Origin of the sequence: Pseudomonas sp. Larv2_ips, from assembly GCF_963879675.1 — a bacterium.
GTDB lineage: Bacteria > Pseudomonadota > Gammaproteobacteria > Pseudomonadales > Pseudomonadaceae > Aquipseudomonas.
Map to the genome: position 1 here is coordinate 74,796 of NZ_CAWOAW010000006.1, position 16,405 is coordinate 91,200.

Here is a 16,405-nt window from a genome sequence, read left to right on the forward strand (position 1 = left end):
TATCGATTATTCGATGAAAGTAACCACACCACCGGCCAACGACTTCACCCGCGCCAGCGACTCAACCCGATAACCCTGCGCATCCAGCTCCGCACGGCCACCCTGGAACGACTTCTCGATCACAATCCCCAGGCCTGCGACGGTCGCGCCGGCTTGTTTGATGATCGAGATCAGCGCCTGGGACGCCTTGCCGTTGGCCAGGAAGTCATCGATCACCAGCACGCGGTCGCTGCTGGTCAGGTGGCGCGGCGAGATCGCCACAGTGCTTTCGACCTTCTTGGTGAACGAGTACACCGTTGCCGACAGCAGGTTCTCGGTCAGCGTCAGGGACTGCTGCTTACGCGCGAAAATCACCGGTACGCCCAGGTTCAGGCCGGTCATGATCGCCGGCGCAATGCCCGAGGCCTCGATGGTGACGATCTTGGTGATGCCCGAGTCCTTGAAGCGCTCGGCGAATTCGTCGCCGATCAGTTTCATCAGCGCCGGGTCGATCTGGTGGTTCAGAAAGGCGTCGACCTTGAGTACCTGATCGGAAAGCACGATGCCTTCTTCGCGAATTTTCTTGTGCAGTGCTTCCACGGAAAGCTTCCTCTAATGGCGCGGTGTGCGCCGAAAGTAGATTAAAAAGTAGTCGATTCTAGCGCTTTAACATCGCGCGTATATCCGCCAAGGCGGTATTGCCGCGAACGGCCTTCACCTCGGTCGGGGTGTCGTCATTGCCTTCCCAGGCCAGATCGTCCGGCGGTAGCTCGTCGAGGAACCGGCTGGGGGCACAGTCGATGATTTCGCCGTATTGCTTACGCTTGGCGGCGAAGGTGAAGGCCAGCGTCTGACGCGCGCGGGTAATGCCCACGTAGGCCAGGCGCCGTTCTTCTTCGATCGTGTCGGCTTCGATGCTGGAGCGGTGCGGGAGGATTTCCTCTTCCATGCCCATGATGAACACGTAGGGGAATTCCAGGCCCTTGGAGGCATGCAAGGTCATCATCTGCACGCCTTCGGCGCCGTCTTCCTCTTCCTGCTGGCGCTCGAGCATGTCGCGCAGCACCAGCTTGCCGATGGCGTCTTCGACGGTCATTTCGCCGTCTTCGTCTTTTTCCAGGGTGTTTTTCAGCGCTTCGATCAAGAACCAGACGTTGCCCATGCGGTAATCCGCGGCTTTGTCGCTGGAACTGTTGGTGCGCAGCCAGTTTTCATAGTCGATGTCCATGACCATGCTGCGCAGCGCGCTGATCGGGTCTTCGCCGGCGCACTGCTCGCGCACCTTGTCCATGAAGCGCTTGAAGCGCGACAGGCGGTCAGTGAAGCGTGTGTCCAGGTGCTCGCCCAGGCCGATTTCGTCGGTGGCGGCGTACATCGAGATTTTGCGTTCCGTGGCGTAGTTGCCGAGCTTTTCCAGCGTAGTCGAACCGATTTCCCGGCGTGGGACGTTGATCACGCGCAGGAAGGCGTTATCGTCGTCCGGGTTCACGATCAGGCGGAAGTAAGCCATCAGGTCTTTGACTTCCTGGCGTCCGAAAAAGCTGTTGCCGCCCGACAGGCGATACGGCACCTGGTGATGCTGCAATTTCAGTTCGATCAGCTTGGCCTGGTAGTTGCCGCGGTACAGGATCGCAAAGTCGCTGTAGGGGCGGTCGGTGCGCAAGTGCAGGCTGAGGATTTCCACGGCCACGCGCTCGGCTTCGGCGTCTTCATTGCGGCAGCGGATCACGCGGATTTCGTCGCCGTGGCCCATCTCGCTCCACAGTTGTTTTTCAAACTCGTGGGGGTTGTTGGAGATGAGCACGTTGGCGCAACGCAGGATACGGCTGGTGGAGCGGTAGTTCTGCTCCAGCATCACCACTTTCAGGGACGGGTAGTCGTCCTTGAGCAGCATCAGGTTTTCCGGGCGCGCACCGCGCCAGGCATAGATCGACTGGTCGTCGTCGCCCACCACGGTGAACTGGTTGCGCGTGCCGATCAGCATTTTTACCAGCAAGTACTGGCTGGCGTTGGTGTCCTGGTACTCGTCCACCAGCAGGTAGCGGACCTTGTTCTGCCATTTTTCGAGGATGTCGGCGTGTTCCTCGAACAGCTTTACCGGCAGCAGGATCAGGTCGTCAAAGTCCACCGCGTTGAACGCCTTGAGCGTGCGCTGGTAGTGGGTGTAGACGATGGCGGCGGTCTGTTCCTTGGGGTTGCGCGCGTTTTCCAGGGCCTGGGGCGGCAGGATCAGGTCGTTTTTCCAGGCGCCGATCATGTTCTTGATCTCATCCACGCCGTCGTCGCCTGCGTATTCCTTTTGCATGATGTCGGTCATCAGCGACTTCACATCGGTTTCGTCGAAAATCGAGAAACCGGGCTTGTAGCCCAGCCGCGCATGCTCCTTGCGGATGATGTTCAGGCCCAGGTTGTGGAAGGTACACACGGTGAGACCACGGCCTTCGCCGCCTTTGAGCAGCGTGCCGACACGCTCTTTCATTTCGCGCGCCGCCTTGTTGGTAAAGGTCATGGCGACGATGTACTGGGCGCGGATGCCACAGTTCTGGATCAGGTGCGCGATCTTGCGGGTAATCACGCTGGTCTTGCCGGAGCCTGCGCCGGCGAGCACCAATAGAGGGCCGCCGACGTAGTTCACGGCTTCTTGCTGCCGGGGATTGAGTCGGGACATACAGAATTCAGGGAGTCGTTGTTCAAAAGGGCGGGCATTTTAACAGGCTCGCAGGATTCTGCTCTCACAGAACGACAGTGTGACGTACCACTCGATCTAAATTTGCCGGTTTTGATACTTTGCCGCAGGATGTGGGGGCCTTCTGTCCTTGAAGATCGGGACGAATGCTTACAGCCAGCGTATTTGATAACCCTTATCATTGGTGATTATCAGGCCGCGCGTCATAATGCCCGCCGCCAACGAAATTTTGCAGAGTCTAGGGAGCTAGCTTGTCTACGCCTGTCGAACCCTTGCGTTTGCTGCTACTGGCCGATGAGCCAGCGTGGGCAGCGTTGTTGCGCGAGTGCCTGGCGCCGATGGGCGATGGGGCTGTGCTGATCAGTGCGCCCAACTGGGACTCGGTGAGTCGTCTGTTCGATGACGACCACACGGCCGTGTTATTAACCACGCCCAGCCTGCAACCCGGCCCTGGCCGCTGCAACCTGCCGTGCGTATTGCTGCTGGAGCAGGAACCGCTGGTTTCCCCGCTGGGTGTCAGCGATTGGTTGATCCGTGAGGTGTTGGATGCCGATACATTGCGCCGCTGCCTGCGCCATGTCCGCGAGCGCGGCGTGCTGGAGACCACCTTGCAGCGCCTGGCCGAACAGGACCCGCTCACCGGGATCGCCAATCGCCAGGGTTTCCAGACCCTGCTGGCGGCGCGGCTGGTTGAAAACGAAGGCCGCGGCCTGGCGCTCGGCCACCTTGACCTCGATAACTTTCGCCATGCCAACGACGCTCTAGGCCACCAGGCCGGCGACCGGTTGATCCTGCAAGTGGTTTCGCGCCTCAAGAGCCAGCTCGAAGCCGGGGACCAGTTGGCGCGCCTGGGCAGCGATGAGTTCGCCCTGCTGATCGATACGCGCCGCGCGCCCCAGCGTGCCGAATGGATGGCCGAACGCATCACCGAAGCCATGGCCGAACCCTATTGGGTGGATGGCGAAAGCCTGTTGATCGGCTGCAGCCTGGGCGTGGCGCATGCCCGCGCGCGTGCTGGCGCCGACCCACTGATGTGGCACGCGCACATCGCCATGCAGCAAGCCAAAAGTACGCAAGGCTGCACCTTTCATATCTTCAACGAACGCATCAACCGCAACGCGCGCAGCCTGGCCGACCTGGAAAGTGAACTGCGCCGCGCATTGCGCCGCGACGAGCTGGAACTGCACTACCAGCCGCGCCTGGACCTGGACGACGGGCATATTGTCGGCCTGGAAGCCTTGGTGCGCTGGCGCCATGGCGAACGCGGCCTGTTGCCACCCAGCGAGTTCGTGCCACTGGCCGAACAGAGCGGCCTGATTGTGCCGCTGGGCTACTGGGTGATCTCCCGTGCCCTGCGCGACATGCAAGACCTGCGCGAACGCGGCCTGCCGCCGTTGCACATGGCGGTCAACCTGTCGTTTCGCCAGTTCCAGGACAGCCAACTGCTCTCGACCCTCAGCCGGCTGATTGCCGAGCGTGGCGTGGAAGCGCAGTGGCTGGAGTTCGAATTGACCGAAACCGCCGTCATGCGCCGCAGTGACTTGGTCAAACAAACCATGGACGCCCTCGGCCGCCTGGGCGTGCGGTTTTCCCTGGATGACTTTGGCACTGGATTCTCGTCGTTCGTGCACCTCAACAGCCTGCCGATTGCCCTGTTGAAGATCGACAAGAGCTTTGTCGGCGGCATGGAAGAGCGCGAAGAGAACCGCAAGCTGGTGCACGCCATGATCAACCTGGCGCACAACCTCAACCTGGAAGTGGTGGCTGAAGGCGTGGAAACGCCCGAGCAGTTGGCGCTGTTGCGCTTGTTCGGTTGCGACCAGGCGCAGGGTTATTTGATCAGCAAGCCGTTGCCGTTGCCGGAATTGGTGGAGTATTTGACGTTTGGCAAGAGCCAGCAGGCTTTGCTGGGTTGAAGTGCGAACCCAATCAACTGTAGGAGCTGGCTTGTGTGGGAGCTGGCTTGCCTGCGATGCAGACACCTCGGTGTGTCAGGCATAACCAGGTGATGCCATCGCAGGCAAGCCAGCTCCCACATTGAACGAGTACAGTCTCTAGTCGGGTTGCATGGCTTGAAACTCAGCACGAATTTCCGGCTCCCGCCTAATCATCCGCTTCATCTTCGCCTCAAACGCCCAGGTCAAACTGACGGCCGCGCAGGCCAGGCCCAACGCCAGACCCCACCACACACCGGTCGGCCCCCAGCCGAGGGTGAACGCCATCAACCACGCCGCCGGCGCGCCGATCAGCCAGTAGCAACCCAAGCCCACCAGAAAGGTCGTCTTGGCGTCCTTCAACCCACGAATGCAGCCCATGGCGATGGTCTGCACACCGTCGAACAATTCGAACCAGGCCGCCACGGCCAGCAGGCTGACGGCCAGGACGATTACGTCATGGAAGGCCGGATCGTTATGGTCGAGGAACAGCCCGATAAGCGCATCGGAAAACAGCCACAGCACTGTGGCAAATCCCAACATCACTGCCGCACCGAATCCGATGCCGACACGCCCGGCCATGCGCGCCTGCAGCAACTGTCCGGCGCCGTAATGCTGGCCGATGCGCATGGTGATCGCGTATGACATTCCTGCTGGCACCATGAACGCTACCGAGACGATTTGCAGGGCAATCTGATGCGCCGCCAGTTGCGTACTGCCCATGGTGCCCATGCACAGCGCCGCGAAGGCAAACAAGCCGACCTCCACCGCATAGGTGCCGCCAATCGGCAAGCCCAGGCGCCACAGCTCGCGCAGATACAGGGTGTTGAGGCGCAGCAGGCCTGAACTCAGCGGGTAGGCGGCGTAAGCCCGGTTACTGCGGATGTACCACATCAGCGCCAAAGCCATGCTGTTGGCGACAATCGCGGTGACCAGGCCAATTCCCATCAATCCCAGTTTCGGCAGGCCGAACATGCCTTCTATCAAGGCGTGGTTGAGGCAGTAGTTGAGCACCGTGCCGCCCAGGCTGATCACCATCACCGGCGTGGCTTTGCCGATAGCGCTGGTAAAGCCGCGCAAGGCCATGAAGCTCAGGTAGCCGGGCAGGGCGAACGGCAGGATGGTCAGAAATTGCCCCGCCGCGTGCACGTTGGTTTCGGTCTGGCCAAACATCAGCAATACGGGCTTGAGGTTCCACAGCAGCAAGCCGGCCACCAATGCCATCAGCCAGGCAAGCCACAGCCCGGCCTGGGTCAGGCGGGTGGCGCCTTCGATGTCGCCCGCGCCTTGGCGGATGGCCACAAGCGTGCCGACTGCAGCAATCACGCCGATGCAGAAAATCGCCACAAACGAATAGCTCGCCGCGCCCAGGCCGCCACCGGCGAGGGCTTCGGGGCTCAGGCGGGCCATCATCAGGGTGTCGGTCAGCACCATCAACATGTGCGCCAACTGTGAGGCAATCAACGGCCCCGACAGCCGCAGAATGGCCCAGAGTTCAGTACGCACCGGATGCTGCATGGTCATCACGCTCAAAAAGTCAGAGGGTTGGGGAGGGGTTGATTCTCGGCGCTCCCAACGCATTACACAAAAGGATAAAAGCGATCGTTCGCATGATTAAAACTCATGGTAGGGTTTGGTCTTGCTCTGTCGGAGGTTCCCTATGCCACGTCGTCTTCCTCCGTTGTACGCCTTGCGCGCGTTTGAGGCCGCTTCACGGCACAACTCCTTTACCCGCGCGGCAGAGGAGCTGTCGATCACGCAAAGTGCCGTCAGCCGGCATATCCGCACACTCGAAGAGCATTTTGCCTGCCGCCTGTTCCAGCGCAGCGGCCGCAACCTGCAGCTCACCGAAGCGGCGCGCTTGCTGCTGCCCGGCGTGCGCGAGGGTTTTGCTGCGCTGGAGCGGGCCTGCCACACCCTGAATGCCGAAGACGACATCCTGCGCATGAAAGCGCCGTCGACCCTGACCATGCGCTGGTTGCTGGCGCGGCTCAGCCGCTTCCGGGCGTTGCAGCCGGGCAACGAGGTGCAACTGACCAGTGCGTGGATGAGCGTGGACGAAGTGGACTTCAACCAGGAGCCGTTCGACTGCGCGGTGTTGCTGAGTTATGGGCATTTTCCGGCGGACTGGGAAGCCAGTTACCTGTTCCCCGAACTGCTGATCCCCGTGGGCGCCCCCAACCTGCTGACAGACGGGCCGTGGGACGTAACGCGTCTGGCGTGCGCTGAGCTGCTGCACCCCACGCCCGACCGCCGCGACTGGCGCAATTGGCTGCAGCGCATGGGGCTTGCATCTCAGGTCTCGCTCAAGGGCGGGCAGGTGTTCGACACGCTTGAGCTGGGCATGATCGCCGCAGCACGGGGTTACGGGGTGTCGATGGGCGATTTGCTGATGGTCGCCGAAGACGTGGCCCAGGGAAGATTGAGCCTGCCGTGGCCGACCGCCGTGGCCAGTGGCGAAAATTACTACCTGGTGTGGCCGAAAACCCGCCCTGGTGGCGAGCGTTTAAGGCGCCTGGCGGAATTTCTTCAAGGTGAGGTCAAGGCCATGGAGTTGCCCCAGGTCGAGCGCCTTGACTGAAGCGTCACCGGCCTTTTGTGCAATCGTTTGCGCGATACCCCTGTGAATCGCTCAAGTATTCCCCGCGCCCGCCGAATAAGGTGTGTTGGAACTACCGTGCACCAACGTTTCCCACTAGATAATTTGCCGAGTAGCGCTATGAGATCAGGATGATCCTGGCCTCGGCCAGGAGCTGTCATGTCTCAACCTCGCGCTCGGATTGCCTCCCAGTTAGGCCTCGCATTAGCCGTGATACTGGCTGTCGTCATCAGCGGCAGTACGGTTTTCGCCTTGCGGTCGCTCGACTCCGCCAACCTCGACACCCGCGAGGAACACCTGGCCAGCGAAGCGCGTTTGCTCGCCGACCAACTCAATACCTTCCACAGCACCTTGCGCGAAAGTACCCAGCGTTTGAGCGGGCTGTTTGAAAAGCGCTTCGGTGCGGGGTTGAGTGTGCGCGGCGAGCAGCAGGTCGCAGTGGCGGGTGTGCAAACCCCGAGCCTGTTCCTGGGCAACGACCTGTTGAACAACGATTTCGATGAGGTCGATGAATTCAAGGACACCTCCGGCGGCGTGGCCACCGTGTTTGTGCGCAGCGGCGAAGACTTTGTCCGCATCAGCACCTCCCTGACCAAACAAGACGGCAGCCGCGCCATCGGTACGGCGCTGGACCACCAGCATCCGGCGTATCAACGCCTGCTTGCCGGGCAAAGTTACGTCGGCCGCGCCGTGCTGTTCGACCGCTCCTACATGACCCAATACACACCGGTGCGCGATGCCGGCGGCAAAGTGATTGCGGTGCTGTTTGTCGGTTTCGACTACACCGATGCCCAGAACGCCCAGTTTGAAAACCTCAAGCGCTTCCGTATCGGCCAGACGGGTTCCCTTGCGCTGCTGGACGAACAGAAGCACTGGCTGGTGCCACCGGCCGGCGTGCAGGCACTGGACCAGGCGGTACCGGTGATGCTCGACCTGGCCAAAAAACCGGGCGAGGGGCGTTTCTGGAGCGACAAAAACGAAGATTTCTACAGCGTCTCGGTGCCGTTTGAAGGCGGCCCGTGGTCGGTGGTGGCGAGCATGCCGAAATCCGAAATTCGCGAGGTGACCTGGGCCGTTGGTATTCGCCTGGTGATTGGCAGCGTGTTGGCAATGTTGTTCGCGGTGGGCGCGGCGGTGTGGCTGTTGCGCAGCAAGTTGCAGCCCTTGAGTGACCTCGTGCGTCAAGCCGAAGCCCTCGGCGCGGGTGACTTGAGTGCGCGCCTCAATGTGTCCAGTAATGACGAAATCGGCCAATTGGCGCGCAGCTTCAACCAGATGGGTGAAGCGCTGTCGACCATGGTCTCGCATATCCGCAAGGCCGCCGAAGAGGTCAACAGCCGTGCCCAGGCATTGTCCGGTTTGTCGGGTGGCGCCTATGAAGGCATGGAGCAGCAGTCCGGCGAAATCACCAGCATGGCCGGCGCGGTAGAAGAGTTCAGCGCAACGTCGCTGAACATCGCCGACAACATGGGCAACACCGAGCGGTTGGCCCAGGAAAACGCCCAGCAAACGCGCATCGGCCGCACCTCGATGCAGGAGGCCTCGTCGTCGCTGGAACATATCGCCACCGCGCTGAACAGCACGGCCACGGTGATCAATACCTTGGGCCAGCGCTCACAGGAAATCGGCGGGATCGTGGGTGTGATCACCTCGATTGCCGAACAGACCAACCTGCTGGCGCTCAACGCGGCCATCGAAGCCGCCCGCGCCGGTGAGCAAGGCCGTGGTTTTGCCGTGGTCGCCGACGAGGTGCGCAACCTGGCCTCGCGCACCCGCCAGGCTACTGATGAAATCTCCGGGATGATCCAGAGCATTCAGCAGGAAACCGGTAATGCCATCAGCACCATGGAACACGGCAATACGTTGATGCAGGAAGGCCTGTCGCGCAACGCCGACGTGGCTTCAGCCCTGGCGCGTATCGACGAGCAAAGCCGCTCGGCCGGTCAGCAATTTGCGGCAATTACCACGGCAACCCAAGAGCAGAGCAGCACCGCGACCTTGCTCAGCAGCAACCTGCAAAGCATTGCGCTGGCCAACAGCGAGCAGCGTGAAGTGGTGTCGAACCTGGCCGTTACCGCCAAGGAGCTGGAAACCCTGGCGGCGGGTTTGCGGCATGAGGTTGATCGGTTTCGTTGAGGCTTAGCGCTCGCCCAGGCCCGGGTCTACGCGTTTGCCGATGTCTTTGAGGCGCGCCAGTTGATCGACCATACCGGGCGCCTCGTCCAGGCTGCTGACGAAGGTCCACAGGTAGGTCATCACTGCGTACACGTGGCCGGCCTTCACCGCCGGCGACAACGCCAACTGGCTGATGGCGACCACAAACAGCAGGGCTGCCAGCGTGCCGATAAACAGGAACGCGGCGGCCTCGCGGTCTGACAGCCAGATGCGCAGGCGCGACAGCACTTGATAGTGGCGCTGCAAGGTGTGCGCACCGACCTTTTCCACCAGGCCGATTTCCTTCTCCAGGCGGTCATTCAGGCGTTCATGCAACTGCTGATTGCGCCGCGCAAACCGTGGCAGCAAGGTGGTGCACAACAGCAATGCACTCAGGCACGCCAGGCCGATCCACGGCTCGATCACCAGCAACATCACCGCCGCGCCGACGATCGAAACCAGCGCGGTGGCGATGATCGGCACGTGTTTTTCGAAGAAGTCCACAAAGTCCCGCGCCAATACCACCCGCGCCGCCGCGCGCGAGGTGCTGTGGTTTTGCAGGCGCTGGTTGAGAATCACCGGTACCGCGAGGTCGGCGTAGATTCGCGTGAAGGTGCGCGTGTCCAGCGCACGGCGTGCCGCCCCGACCACCCAGAATGCCAAAACCACCGCGGCGTAAAACAGCGCGCTGGCGGCATCGCCACGGATGATCGAATCCACCGCGAACCCGGCAAACAGCGGGTAGGCCAGCAGCAGCGCATTTTCCAACGCGACCAGCGACAGCGTGCAAAAGAGCTTGCCGGGATATGCGCGGGCGATTGCCTTGAGCGTCTGGCTGGCGGACTGTTGGCCGATTTTCTTGCTTTCTTCAATCAGGATTTGTGGGGTGACGGATGACATGGGTGCACCAAAGGAGTGATAGACGCTATTATTGAGCGACTGCTCAAGTATCCTTGAGCGACCGCTCAAAAAGCAAGCGCCACTCATCTTCCGACGCCTGAGGGAAATGCCGAATGTCGCGTATCGACCGTAAAGACCAGATCATCGCCGCCGCCCTGGAGCTGTTTCGCAACAAAGGGTTTGCCGATGTGTCCACCCGCGACCTGGCCGAACATGCCGGCCTGTCGCGCAGCCACGTTTACCACTACTTCAGCGATTGGAATGAACTGCGCCGGGAGGCCTTTGTGCGCTTTGCCAATGAACAGTTGGAGCAAGTGCGTGCGCCGCTGGTGGGCGTGGCACCGCTTGAGGCGCTGGCGGGTTTCTTGCGCGACTGCCTGCCGTGCACGGCCGACGCGGGCTGGGCGCTGTGGCTGGATGCCTGGGACGAAGCGATGCACGACCCGCAGATGGCCCAGGCGTACCTGGTGATCAACGCGCAGTGGCAGGGCATGCTTGCCGAGGTGATCGAGCGCGGCGTCGCTGCCAACGTTTTCCGCTGTGATGCGCCCCAACGCGCAGCCCGGCAGATCTTCGCCATGGCGATGGGGTATGCCGATGACCTGATGCTGAATCCTTCTACCGCGTCGGCAGAAGCGGTGCTGGATGAAGTCATGGAAGTGGCGAGGCTGTTGCTGGATTTCACCGCTTAGGCCTCCGCGCACTTTTGGCGGCCACCACATTCCTGCGTGGCGAGCGGGCGTGTCCCGCGTTGGAGTGCGAAGCGGTCCCAGTCCGGCTGCCATGTTTCAGCTGTTAGACCGCGTCGCCAATTTCTGGGGCTGCTGCGCAGCCCAACGCTGGGCAAGCCAGCTCGCTACAAGAAGCCCGTTCACTGCTAGGGCTGATGCTGGCCTCAGGCTAACCGACCGCCGCAGGCCGATATTGCAGTGCCTCGGCCAAGTGATGCCGAGCGATATTCTCAACCCGCTCAAGGTCTGCCAGCGTGCGCGCCACCTTGAGCAAGCGATGTGCCGCGCGCAGCGACAGCGTCAGCCGCTCGCAGGCGCTTTCCAGCCAGCCTTCATCGGCTTTCGCCAATTGGCAGTGTTTGCGTAACCCTGGCAAATCCAGAAAGGCATTGGCGCAACCCTGGCGCTTGAGTTGGCGCTCGCGGGCGTCGGCCACCTGTGCCGAGGCCTTCGCCGTGTTATCGCCAGGCGGCTGGGTCGGGTTTAGTGCTGTGGTTTCCCGGGCGACGGTAAGGTGCAAGTCGATCCGGTCCAGCAGGGGGCCGGAAAGTTTGTTGCGATAGCGCTGAATCTGCTCCGGCGTACACCGACAGCGCCCACTCGGTTCGCCCATATACCCGCAAGGGCAGGGGTTCATGGCCGCCACCAGTTGAAAGCGTGCCGGGAAACTCACTCGGTCGCGCGCACGGGAAATGACGATGTGTCCCGATTCAAGCGGTTCGCGCAGCACCTCCAGGACCTTGCGATCGAACTCCGGCAACTCATCCAGAAACAATACGCCGTGGTGGGCGAGGGTGATTTCCCCCGGTTGCGGTTTTGACCCGCCGCCCACCAGCGCCGGCCCCGAGGCCGAGTGGTGTGGCTGACGGAACGGCCGGTGCGGCCAATGGCTCAGTGGTGCGAGGCTGACCACCGACTGGATCGCCGCCACTTCCAGCGCTTCCTGCTCGCTCAACGGCGGCAGCAACCCCGGCAGCCGGCTGGCCAGCAAGGTCTTGCCGGTGCCGGGCGGCCCGCTGAACAGCAGGTTATGCGCGCCCGCTGCAGCGATCAGCAGCGCGCGCTTGGCCGCCAGTTGGCCTTGTACTTCGCTCAGGTCTGGATAGGGTTTGTTCAAGTACTGCAGGCCATCGGACTTATAGGGCTCGATCGGCACCTGCCCATTCAGGTGCGCCACCACTTGCAGCAAGTGATCCACCGCAATCACTTTCAACCCAGAGGCCAGGCACGCCTCCTCGGCATTCGCCCGCGGCACTATCACGGTGCGTCCGGCCTTGCGGGCTGCCAGCGCTGCCGGCAACACGCCTTTGACTGCGCGTACTTCGCCGGACAGTGCCAATTCGCCCAGGCATTCCACGTCATCCAGCATCAACGACGGCACCTGCAGGCTTGCAGCCAGGATGCCCAAGGCAATCGCCAAGTCAAAACGCCCGCCGTCCTTGGGCAGGTCGGCGGGCGCGAGGTTGAGGGTGATGCGCCGGGCTGGGTATTGCAGCGCGCAGTTCAGGATGGCGCTGCGCACGCGGTCCTTGCTTTCCTTGACGGCGGTTTCCGGCAGACCCACCAGTGTCAGGGATGGCAGACCATTGGCCATGTGCACTTCAACCGTGACGGCAGGGGCTTCGACGCCAATCTGGGCGCGGCTGTGGACGATGGCGAGGGACATGCTCGTTCCTTGAGTGGAGGGCCGCTTCCTGCGGGTTTTTCAAGGGTAGACGAGGTGGCGAAGAGCGAGGCGGGGGAGGTTTTACAGAACGTATCCAGAACGCAACGTAGAGCAAATGTGGGAGCTGGCTTGCCTGCGATGGCATCGACTCGGTGTAACTGATACACCGAGGCGCCCGCATCGCAGGCAAGCCAGCTCCCACACTGAGCGTGTTTATTCAGCAGCAGGTGGCGTCAGCCGCGCTTCCAACTCCGCGACTTTCGCCTCGAGGCTCTCCAGCCGTGCACGCGTGCGGGCCAGCACCACCATTTGGCTGTCAAATTCTTCACGGCTCACCAGGTCGAGCTTGCTGAAGCCGCTTTGCAGCAGCGCCTTGAACTGGCTTTCGATTTCGTTGCGAGGCAGCGGGGTTTCGCCGCTGAACAGGCGAGAGGCGTGGCCGCTCAGGGCGTCGAGGAGATCTTTGGGCGCGAGCATGGGAAACATTCCGGAAAAACGGTTGGCGGGCAGTGTATCACGCAGCGTCTATAGTCTTTTTCACCGCCTGGAGCGCACGCTTTTCGCGCAGTGCTCCGGGCGGTCGCGCACTGTTTTTGTGCGCATTGGCGTCGCCAAAACGCCCCGCAGGTGGGCATAAGTGGGCAAAGGACTGATTTCAGTGATTTTTACGGAGCTGGCAAGCTTTCTGCTTAGACGATCATGACCCATGCACTGATGCAGTCGCTGTGACGAATGCAGTGCGCCGACGGATCAGGGGTACAGGTTTCGTCACCAGTGGTTCGCTGGCGTCGCAACGGTAAATGCCGAGGCGACGACGCGTTACAAAGCCAGGCACTGCGCTTAGACTTGAGACGGGTTTGTTTTCCTGGGGCAAGTCCACCAATTCGGGAGAGAGTTTTCATGAAGCTAGTCACTGCCATCATCAAGCCGTTCAAGTTGGACGATGTACGCGAGTCGCTGTCCGAGATCGGCGTGCAGGGCATTACCGTTACTGAGGTCAAAGGCTTCGGTCGGCAGAAGGGTCACACCGAGCTGTATCGCGGCGCGGAATACGTGGTCGATTTCCTGCCAAAGGTGAAGATTGATGTCGCCATTGACGACAAGGATCTTGACCGGGTTATCGAGGCGATAACCAAGGCGGCCAACACCGGCAAGATCGGTGACGGCAAGATCTTCGTGGTCAATCTGGAACAGGCTATTCGCATCCGTACCGGCGAAACCGATACCGACGCAATCTAAGCCGCCAAACCCCCAACGCCCCAGGAGAAAACAATATGACTCTGCGTAAATTCGCAGGGCTAGGAGCCCTGTTGTCCCTCGTAATGCCGGCCCTGGCATTGGCGGCGGACCCAGCCCCCGCTCCAGTCCTCAATTCCGGCGACACGGCGTGGATGCTCACATCCACCGCGCTGGTGCTGTTCATGACCATTCCAGGCCTGGCGCTGTTCTATGGCGGCATGGTTCGCTCCAAAAACATTCTTTCCGTGATGATGCAGTGCTTCGCCATCACCGGCTTGATCACCATTTTGTGGTTCGTTTACGGCTACAGCATGGCGTTCGACACTACCGGTATGGAAGCAGGCGTCGTCAACCTCAACTCGTTCGTGGGCGGCCTGTCCAAACTGTTCCTGTCGGGTGTCACCCCGGCGAGCATCACCGGCCCTGCGGCGCTGTTCCCTGAGGCGGTGTTCGTCACTTTCCAGATGACGTTCGCCATCATTACGCCTGCGCTGATCGTCGGTGCCTTCGCCGAGCGTATGAAGTTCTCCGCGATGCTGATCTTCATGGGCGTCTGGTTCACCCTGGTCTACGCACCGATTGCGCATATGGTGTGGGGCGGTCCGGGTTCGTTGCTGGGCGATTGGGGCGTGCTGGACTTCGCCGGCGGCACCGTGGTGCACATCAACGCCGGTGTGGCTGGCCTGGTGGCGTGCCTGGTACTCGGCAAGCGTAAAGGCTTCCCAACCACGCCGATGGCGCCTCACAACCTGGGTTACACCCTGGTCGGTGCTGCCATGCTGTGGGTCGGTTGGTTTGGCTTCAACGCCGGTTCTGCGGCTGCGGCCAACGGCACTGCCGGTATGGCGATGCTGGTCACTCAGATTGCGACCGCTGCTGCCGCGCTGGGCTGGATGTTTGCCGAGTGGGTCACTCACGGTAAGCCAAGTGCACTGGGCATCGCTTCGGGTGTGGTGGCAGGTTTGGTTGCAATCACCCCGGCTGCGGGCACCGTGGGCCCAATGGGCGCCCTGGTGATTGGTCTGGCGGCGGGCGTGGTGTGCTTCTTCTGCGCCACTACCCTGAAACGCAAACTGGGCTACGACGACTCCCTGGACGCCTTCGGCGTGCACGGTATCGGCGGTATCCTCGGCGCGATCCTGACCGGCGTGTTCGCGGCTCCGTCTCTGGGCGGCTTCAACGCGGCGACCACTGACATCGCAGCGCAAGTCTGGATCCAGTGCAAAGGCGTCGGCTTCACCGTGATCTACACGGCTATCGTGACCTTCATCATCCTCAAGGTGCTGGACATGGTCATGGGCCTGCGGGTTACCGACGAAGAAGAGGCCGTGGGCCTCGATCTGGCACAACACAACGAGCGCGGCTACAACTTGTAAGTACGCGAAAAAAAGATGCCCGGCTTGCCGGGCATTTTTTTGTCTGGGGTTTGTCTGTGGCTAAAGGTGTACGGGTTTATGCCGACTTTGTGATGGGAACCACACGGCACTTTTAAGGGTGTGAATGTCTTACAGGCATGTAGGTGTATTCGGTACTTTGTTTTTTTCCAGAGCGCGCTAGAATGCGCGCCGATAGGCGGAGAACTGTATGTGGCAACAGACCCTGATAACCCTGCGGGCCAAGCCCCGGGGCTTTCACTTGGTGACGGATGAGTTGCTCGCCGGCCTGCCTGAATTGAAGGCGTGCCGTGTGGGCCTGTTGCATTTGTGGTTGCAGCACACCTCGGCTTCGTTGACGGTCAACGAAAATGCCGACCCGGCGGTTCGCCGTGACTTCGAGCGTTTTTTCAACTCGCTGGTGCCGCAAGGGCGTGCAGGGTTCGAACACAACGACGAAGGTCCGGATGATCTGCCGGCGCACTTCAAGGCCAGTCTCCTGGGCTGCCAGCTGAGTTTGCCGGTCAAGGCCGGCCGCTTGGCGATGGGGACCTGGCAAGGTGTTTATCTGGGCGAGCACCGTGATCATGGCGGTGCTCGTAAAGTCCTCGCCACCTTGCACGGTGATGGGGCATAAGCCACTGGTAATCCAGTGGATGTTGATTTTTTTCCGGCGACCTCGACAGAGGGTGAAGCTGGGCTATAACTAATCTGCTTTTCGCAAGTCATGAGGTAGAACATGAGCGACGATGATCTGGAAAACGACGAACTCGAAGTCGGTGACGACGACGAGGCCGAAGAAGGTCTTGAGGCGGCAGCTGAGGACGTTGCTGACGACGACGGTGGCGACGATGCACCTGTCCCGGCAGCCAAAGGCAAAGCCAAGGCCGCTGTTTCGGTAGATGAACTGCCAAGCGTTGAAGCCAAGAACAAAGAGCGCGATGCGCTGGCCCGTGCGATGGAAGAATTCCTCGCCAAAGGCGGCAAAGTGCAGGAAGTCGAGGCCAACGTGGTAGCAGATCCACCGAAGAAGCCGGATAACAAGTACGGTAGCCGTCCTATCTGAGGTCAGCCGCTCGCTTGCATGAAAAAGCCCGCCGTCGCTGCGGGCTTTTTCATGGATGTAATAAATCCTAAGGGTCAC

At 61.2% G+C, this 16,405-nt stretch carries 14 protein-coding genes; 8 read left to right on the forward strand and 6 right to left on the reverse strand.

The genetic code is table 11. The features are described 5' to 3' along the window. Positions 1–6 precede the first annotated feature (6 nt). The gene (locus AACV02_RS01670; RefSeq protein ID WP_094948722.1) at positions 7–579 is read right to left on the reverse strand and encodes a xanthine phosphoribosyltransferase; all 573 of its coding nucleotides are present in this window, start codon (positions 577–579) and stop codon (positions 7–9) included. 58 nt (positions 580–637) lie between these two features. Next, entirely contained in the window at positions 638–2,647 is a 2,010-nt protein-coding gene (rep, locus tag AACV02_RS01675; RefSeq protein ID WP_053258644.1) for a DNA helicase Rep, read from the reverse strand. Between the two features lie 269 nt (positions 2,648–2,916). Between rep and AACV02_RS01680 the strand changes: the two genes are divergently transcribed. Next, entirely contained in the window at positions 2,917–4,581 is a 1,665-nt protein-coding gene (locus AACV02_RS01680; protein WP_106575841.1) for a putative bifunctional diguanylate cyclase/phosphodiesterase, read from the forward strand. A 138-nt stretch (positions 4,582–4,719) separates the two neighbouring features. Here AACV02_RS01680 and AACV02_RS01685 read toward each other — a convergent pair whose 3' ends face one another. Next, positions 4,720–6,123 (reverse strand): NorM family multidrug efflux MATE transporter, encoded by a 1,404-nt coding sequence (locus tag AACV02_RS01685; protein WP_119737244.1) that lies wholly within the window; start codon positions 6,121–6,123, stop codon positions 4,720–4,722. Between the two features lie 136 nt (positions 6,124–6,259). Between AACV02_RS01685 and AACV02_RS01690 the strand changes: the two genes are divergently transcribed. Then, positions 6,260–7,180: a LysR substrate-binding domain-containing protein gene (locus AACV02_RS01690; protein ID WP_119737247.1), complete on the forward strand. Its 921-nt coding sequence runs from the start codon at positions 6,260–6,262 to the stop codon at positions 7,178–7,180. Between the two features lie 177 nt (positions 7,181–7,357). Then, positions 7,358–9,334 carry a methyl-accepting chemotaxis protein gene (locus AACV02_RS01695; protein ID WP_119737249.1) on the forward strand — a complete coding sequence of 659 codons (1,977 nt, stop codon included), beginning with the start codon at positions 7,358–7,360 and terminating at the stop codon, positions 9,332–9,334. 3 nt (positions 9,335–9,337) lie between these two features. On the opposite strand, the gene AACV02_RS01700 is transcribed toward AACV02_RS01695, so the two are convergent. After that, positions 9,338–10,252: an ABC transporter six-transmembrane domain-containing protein gene (locus AACV02_RS01700; protein ID WP_177410054.1), complete on the reverse strand. Its 915-nt coding sequence runs from the start codon at positions 10,250–10,252 to the stop codon at positions 9,338–9,340. A gap of 113 nt (positions 10,253–10,365) precedes the next feature. Here AACV02_RS01700 and AACV02_RS01705 point away from each other — a divergent pair, with 113 nt between their 5' ends. Further along, positions 10,366–10,944 carry a TetR/AcrR family transcriptional regulator gene (locus tag AACV02_RS01705; RefSeq protein ID WP_119737251.1) on the forward strand — a complete coding sequence of 193 codons (579 nt, stop codon included), beginning with the start codon at positions 10,366–10,368 and terminating at the stop codon, positions 10,942–10,944. A gap of 208 nt (positions 10,945–11,152) precedes the next feature. Here AACV02_RS01705 and AACV02_RS01710 read toward each other — a convergent pair whose 3' ends face one another. After that, complete coding sequence (locus tag AACV02_RS01710) at positions 11,153–12,649, reverse strand: YifB family Mg chelatase-like AAA ATPase (RefSeq protein WP_106575835.1); 1,497 nt, start codon at positions 12,647–12,649, stop codon at positions 11,153–11,155. 213 nt (positions 12,650–12,862) lie between these two features. Further along, entirely contained in the window at positions 12,863–13,126 is a 264-nt protein-coding gene (locus tag AACV02_RS01715) for an accessory factor UbiK family protein (RefSeq protein ID WP_058421153.1), read from the reverse strand. Positions 13,127–13,549: 423 nt separating this feature from the next. Here AACV02_RS01715 and glnK point away from each other — a divergent pair, with 423 nt between their 5' ends. From glnK to sutA, 4 genes are all read left to right on the forward strand, one after another. Further along, complete coding sequence (gene glnK / locus AACV02_RS01720) at positions 13,550–13,888, forward strand: P-II family nitrogen regulator (protein WP_002555808.1); 339 nt, start codon at positions 13,550–13,552, stop codon at positions 13,886–13,888. Positions 13,889–13,923: 35 nt separating this feature from the next. Beyond that, positions 13,924–15,264 carry an ammonium transporter gene (locus AACV02_RS01725; protein WP_017135897.1) on the forward strand — a complete coding sequence of 447 codons (1,341 nt, stop codon included), beginning with the start codon at positions 13,924–13,926 and terminating at the stop codon, positions 15,262–15,264. Between the two features lie 208 nt (positions 15,265–15,472). After that, positions 15,473–15,898: a secondary thiamine-phosphate synthase enzyme YjbQ gene (locus AACV02_RS01730; protein ID WP_071485166.1), complete on the forward strand. Its 426-nt coding sequence runs from the start codon at positions 15,473–15,475 to the stop codon at positions 15,896–15,898. A 102-nt stretch (positions 15,899–16,000) separates the two neighbouring features. After that, positions 16,001–16,327 (forward strand): transcriptional regulator SutA, encoded by a 327-nt coding sequence (gene sutA / locus AACV02_RS01735; protein ID WP_106575834.1) that lies wholly within the window; start codon positions 16,001–16,003, stop codon positions 16,325–16,327. Positions 16,328–16,405 lie beyond the last annotated feature (78 nt).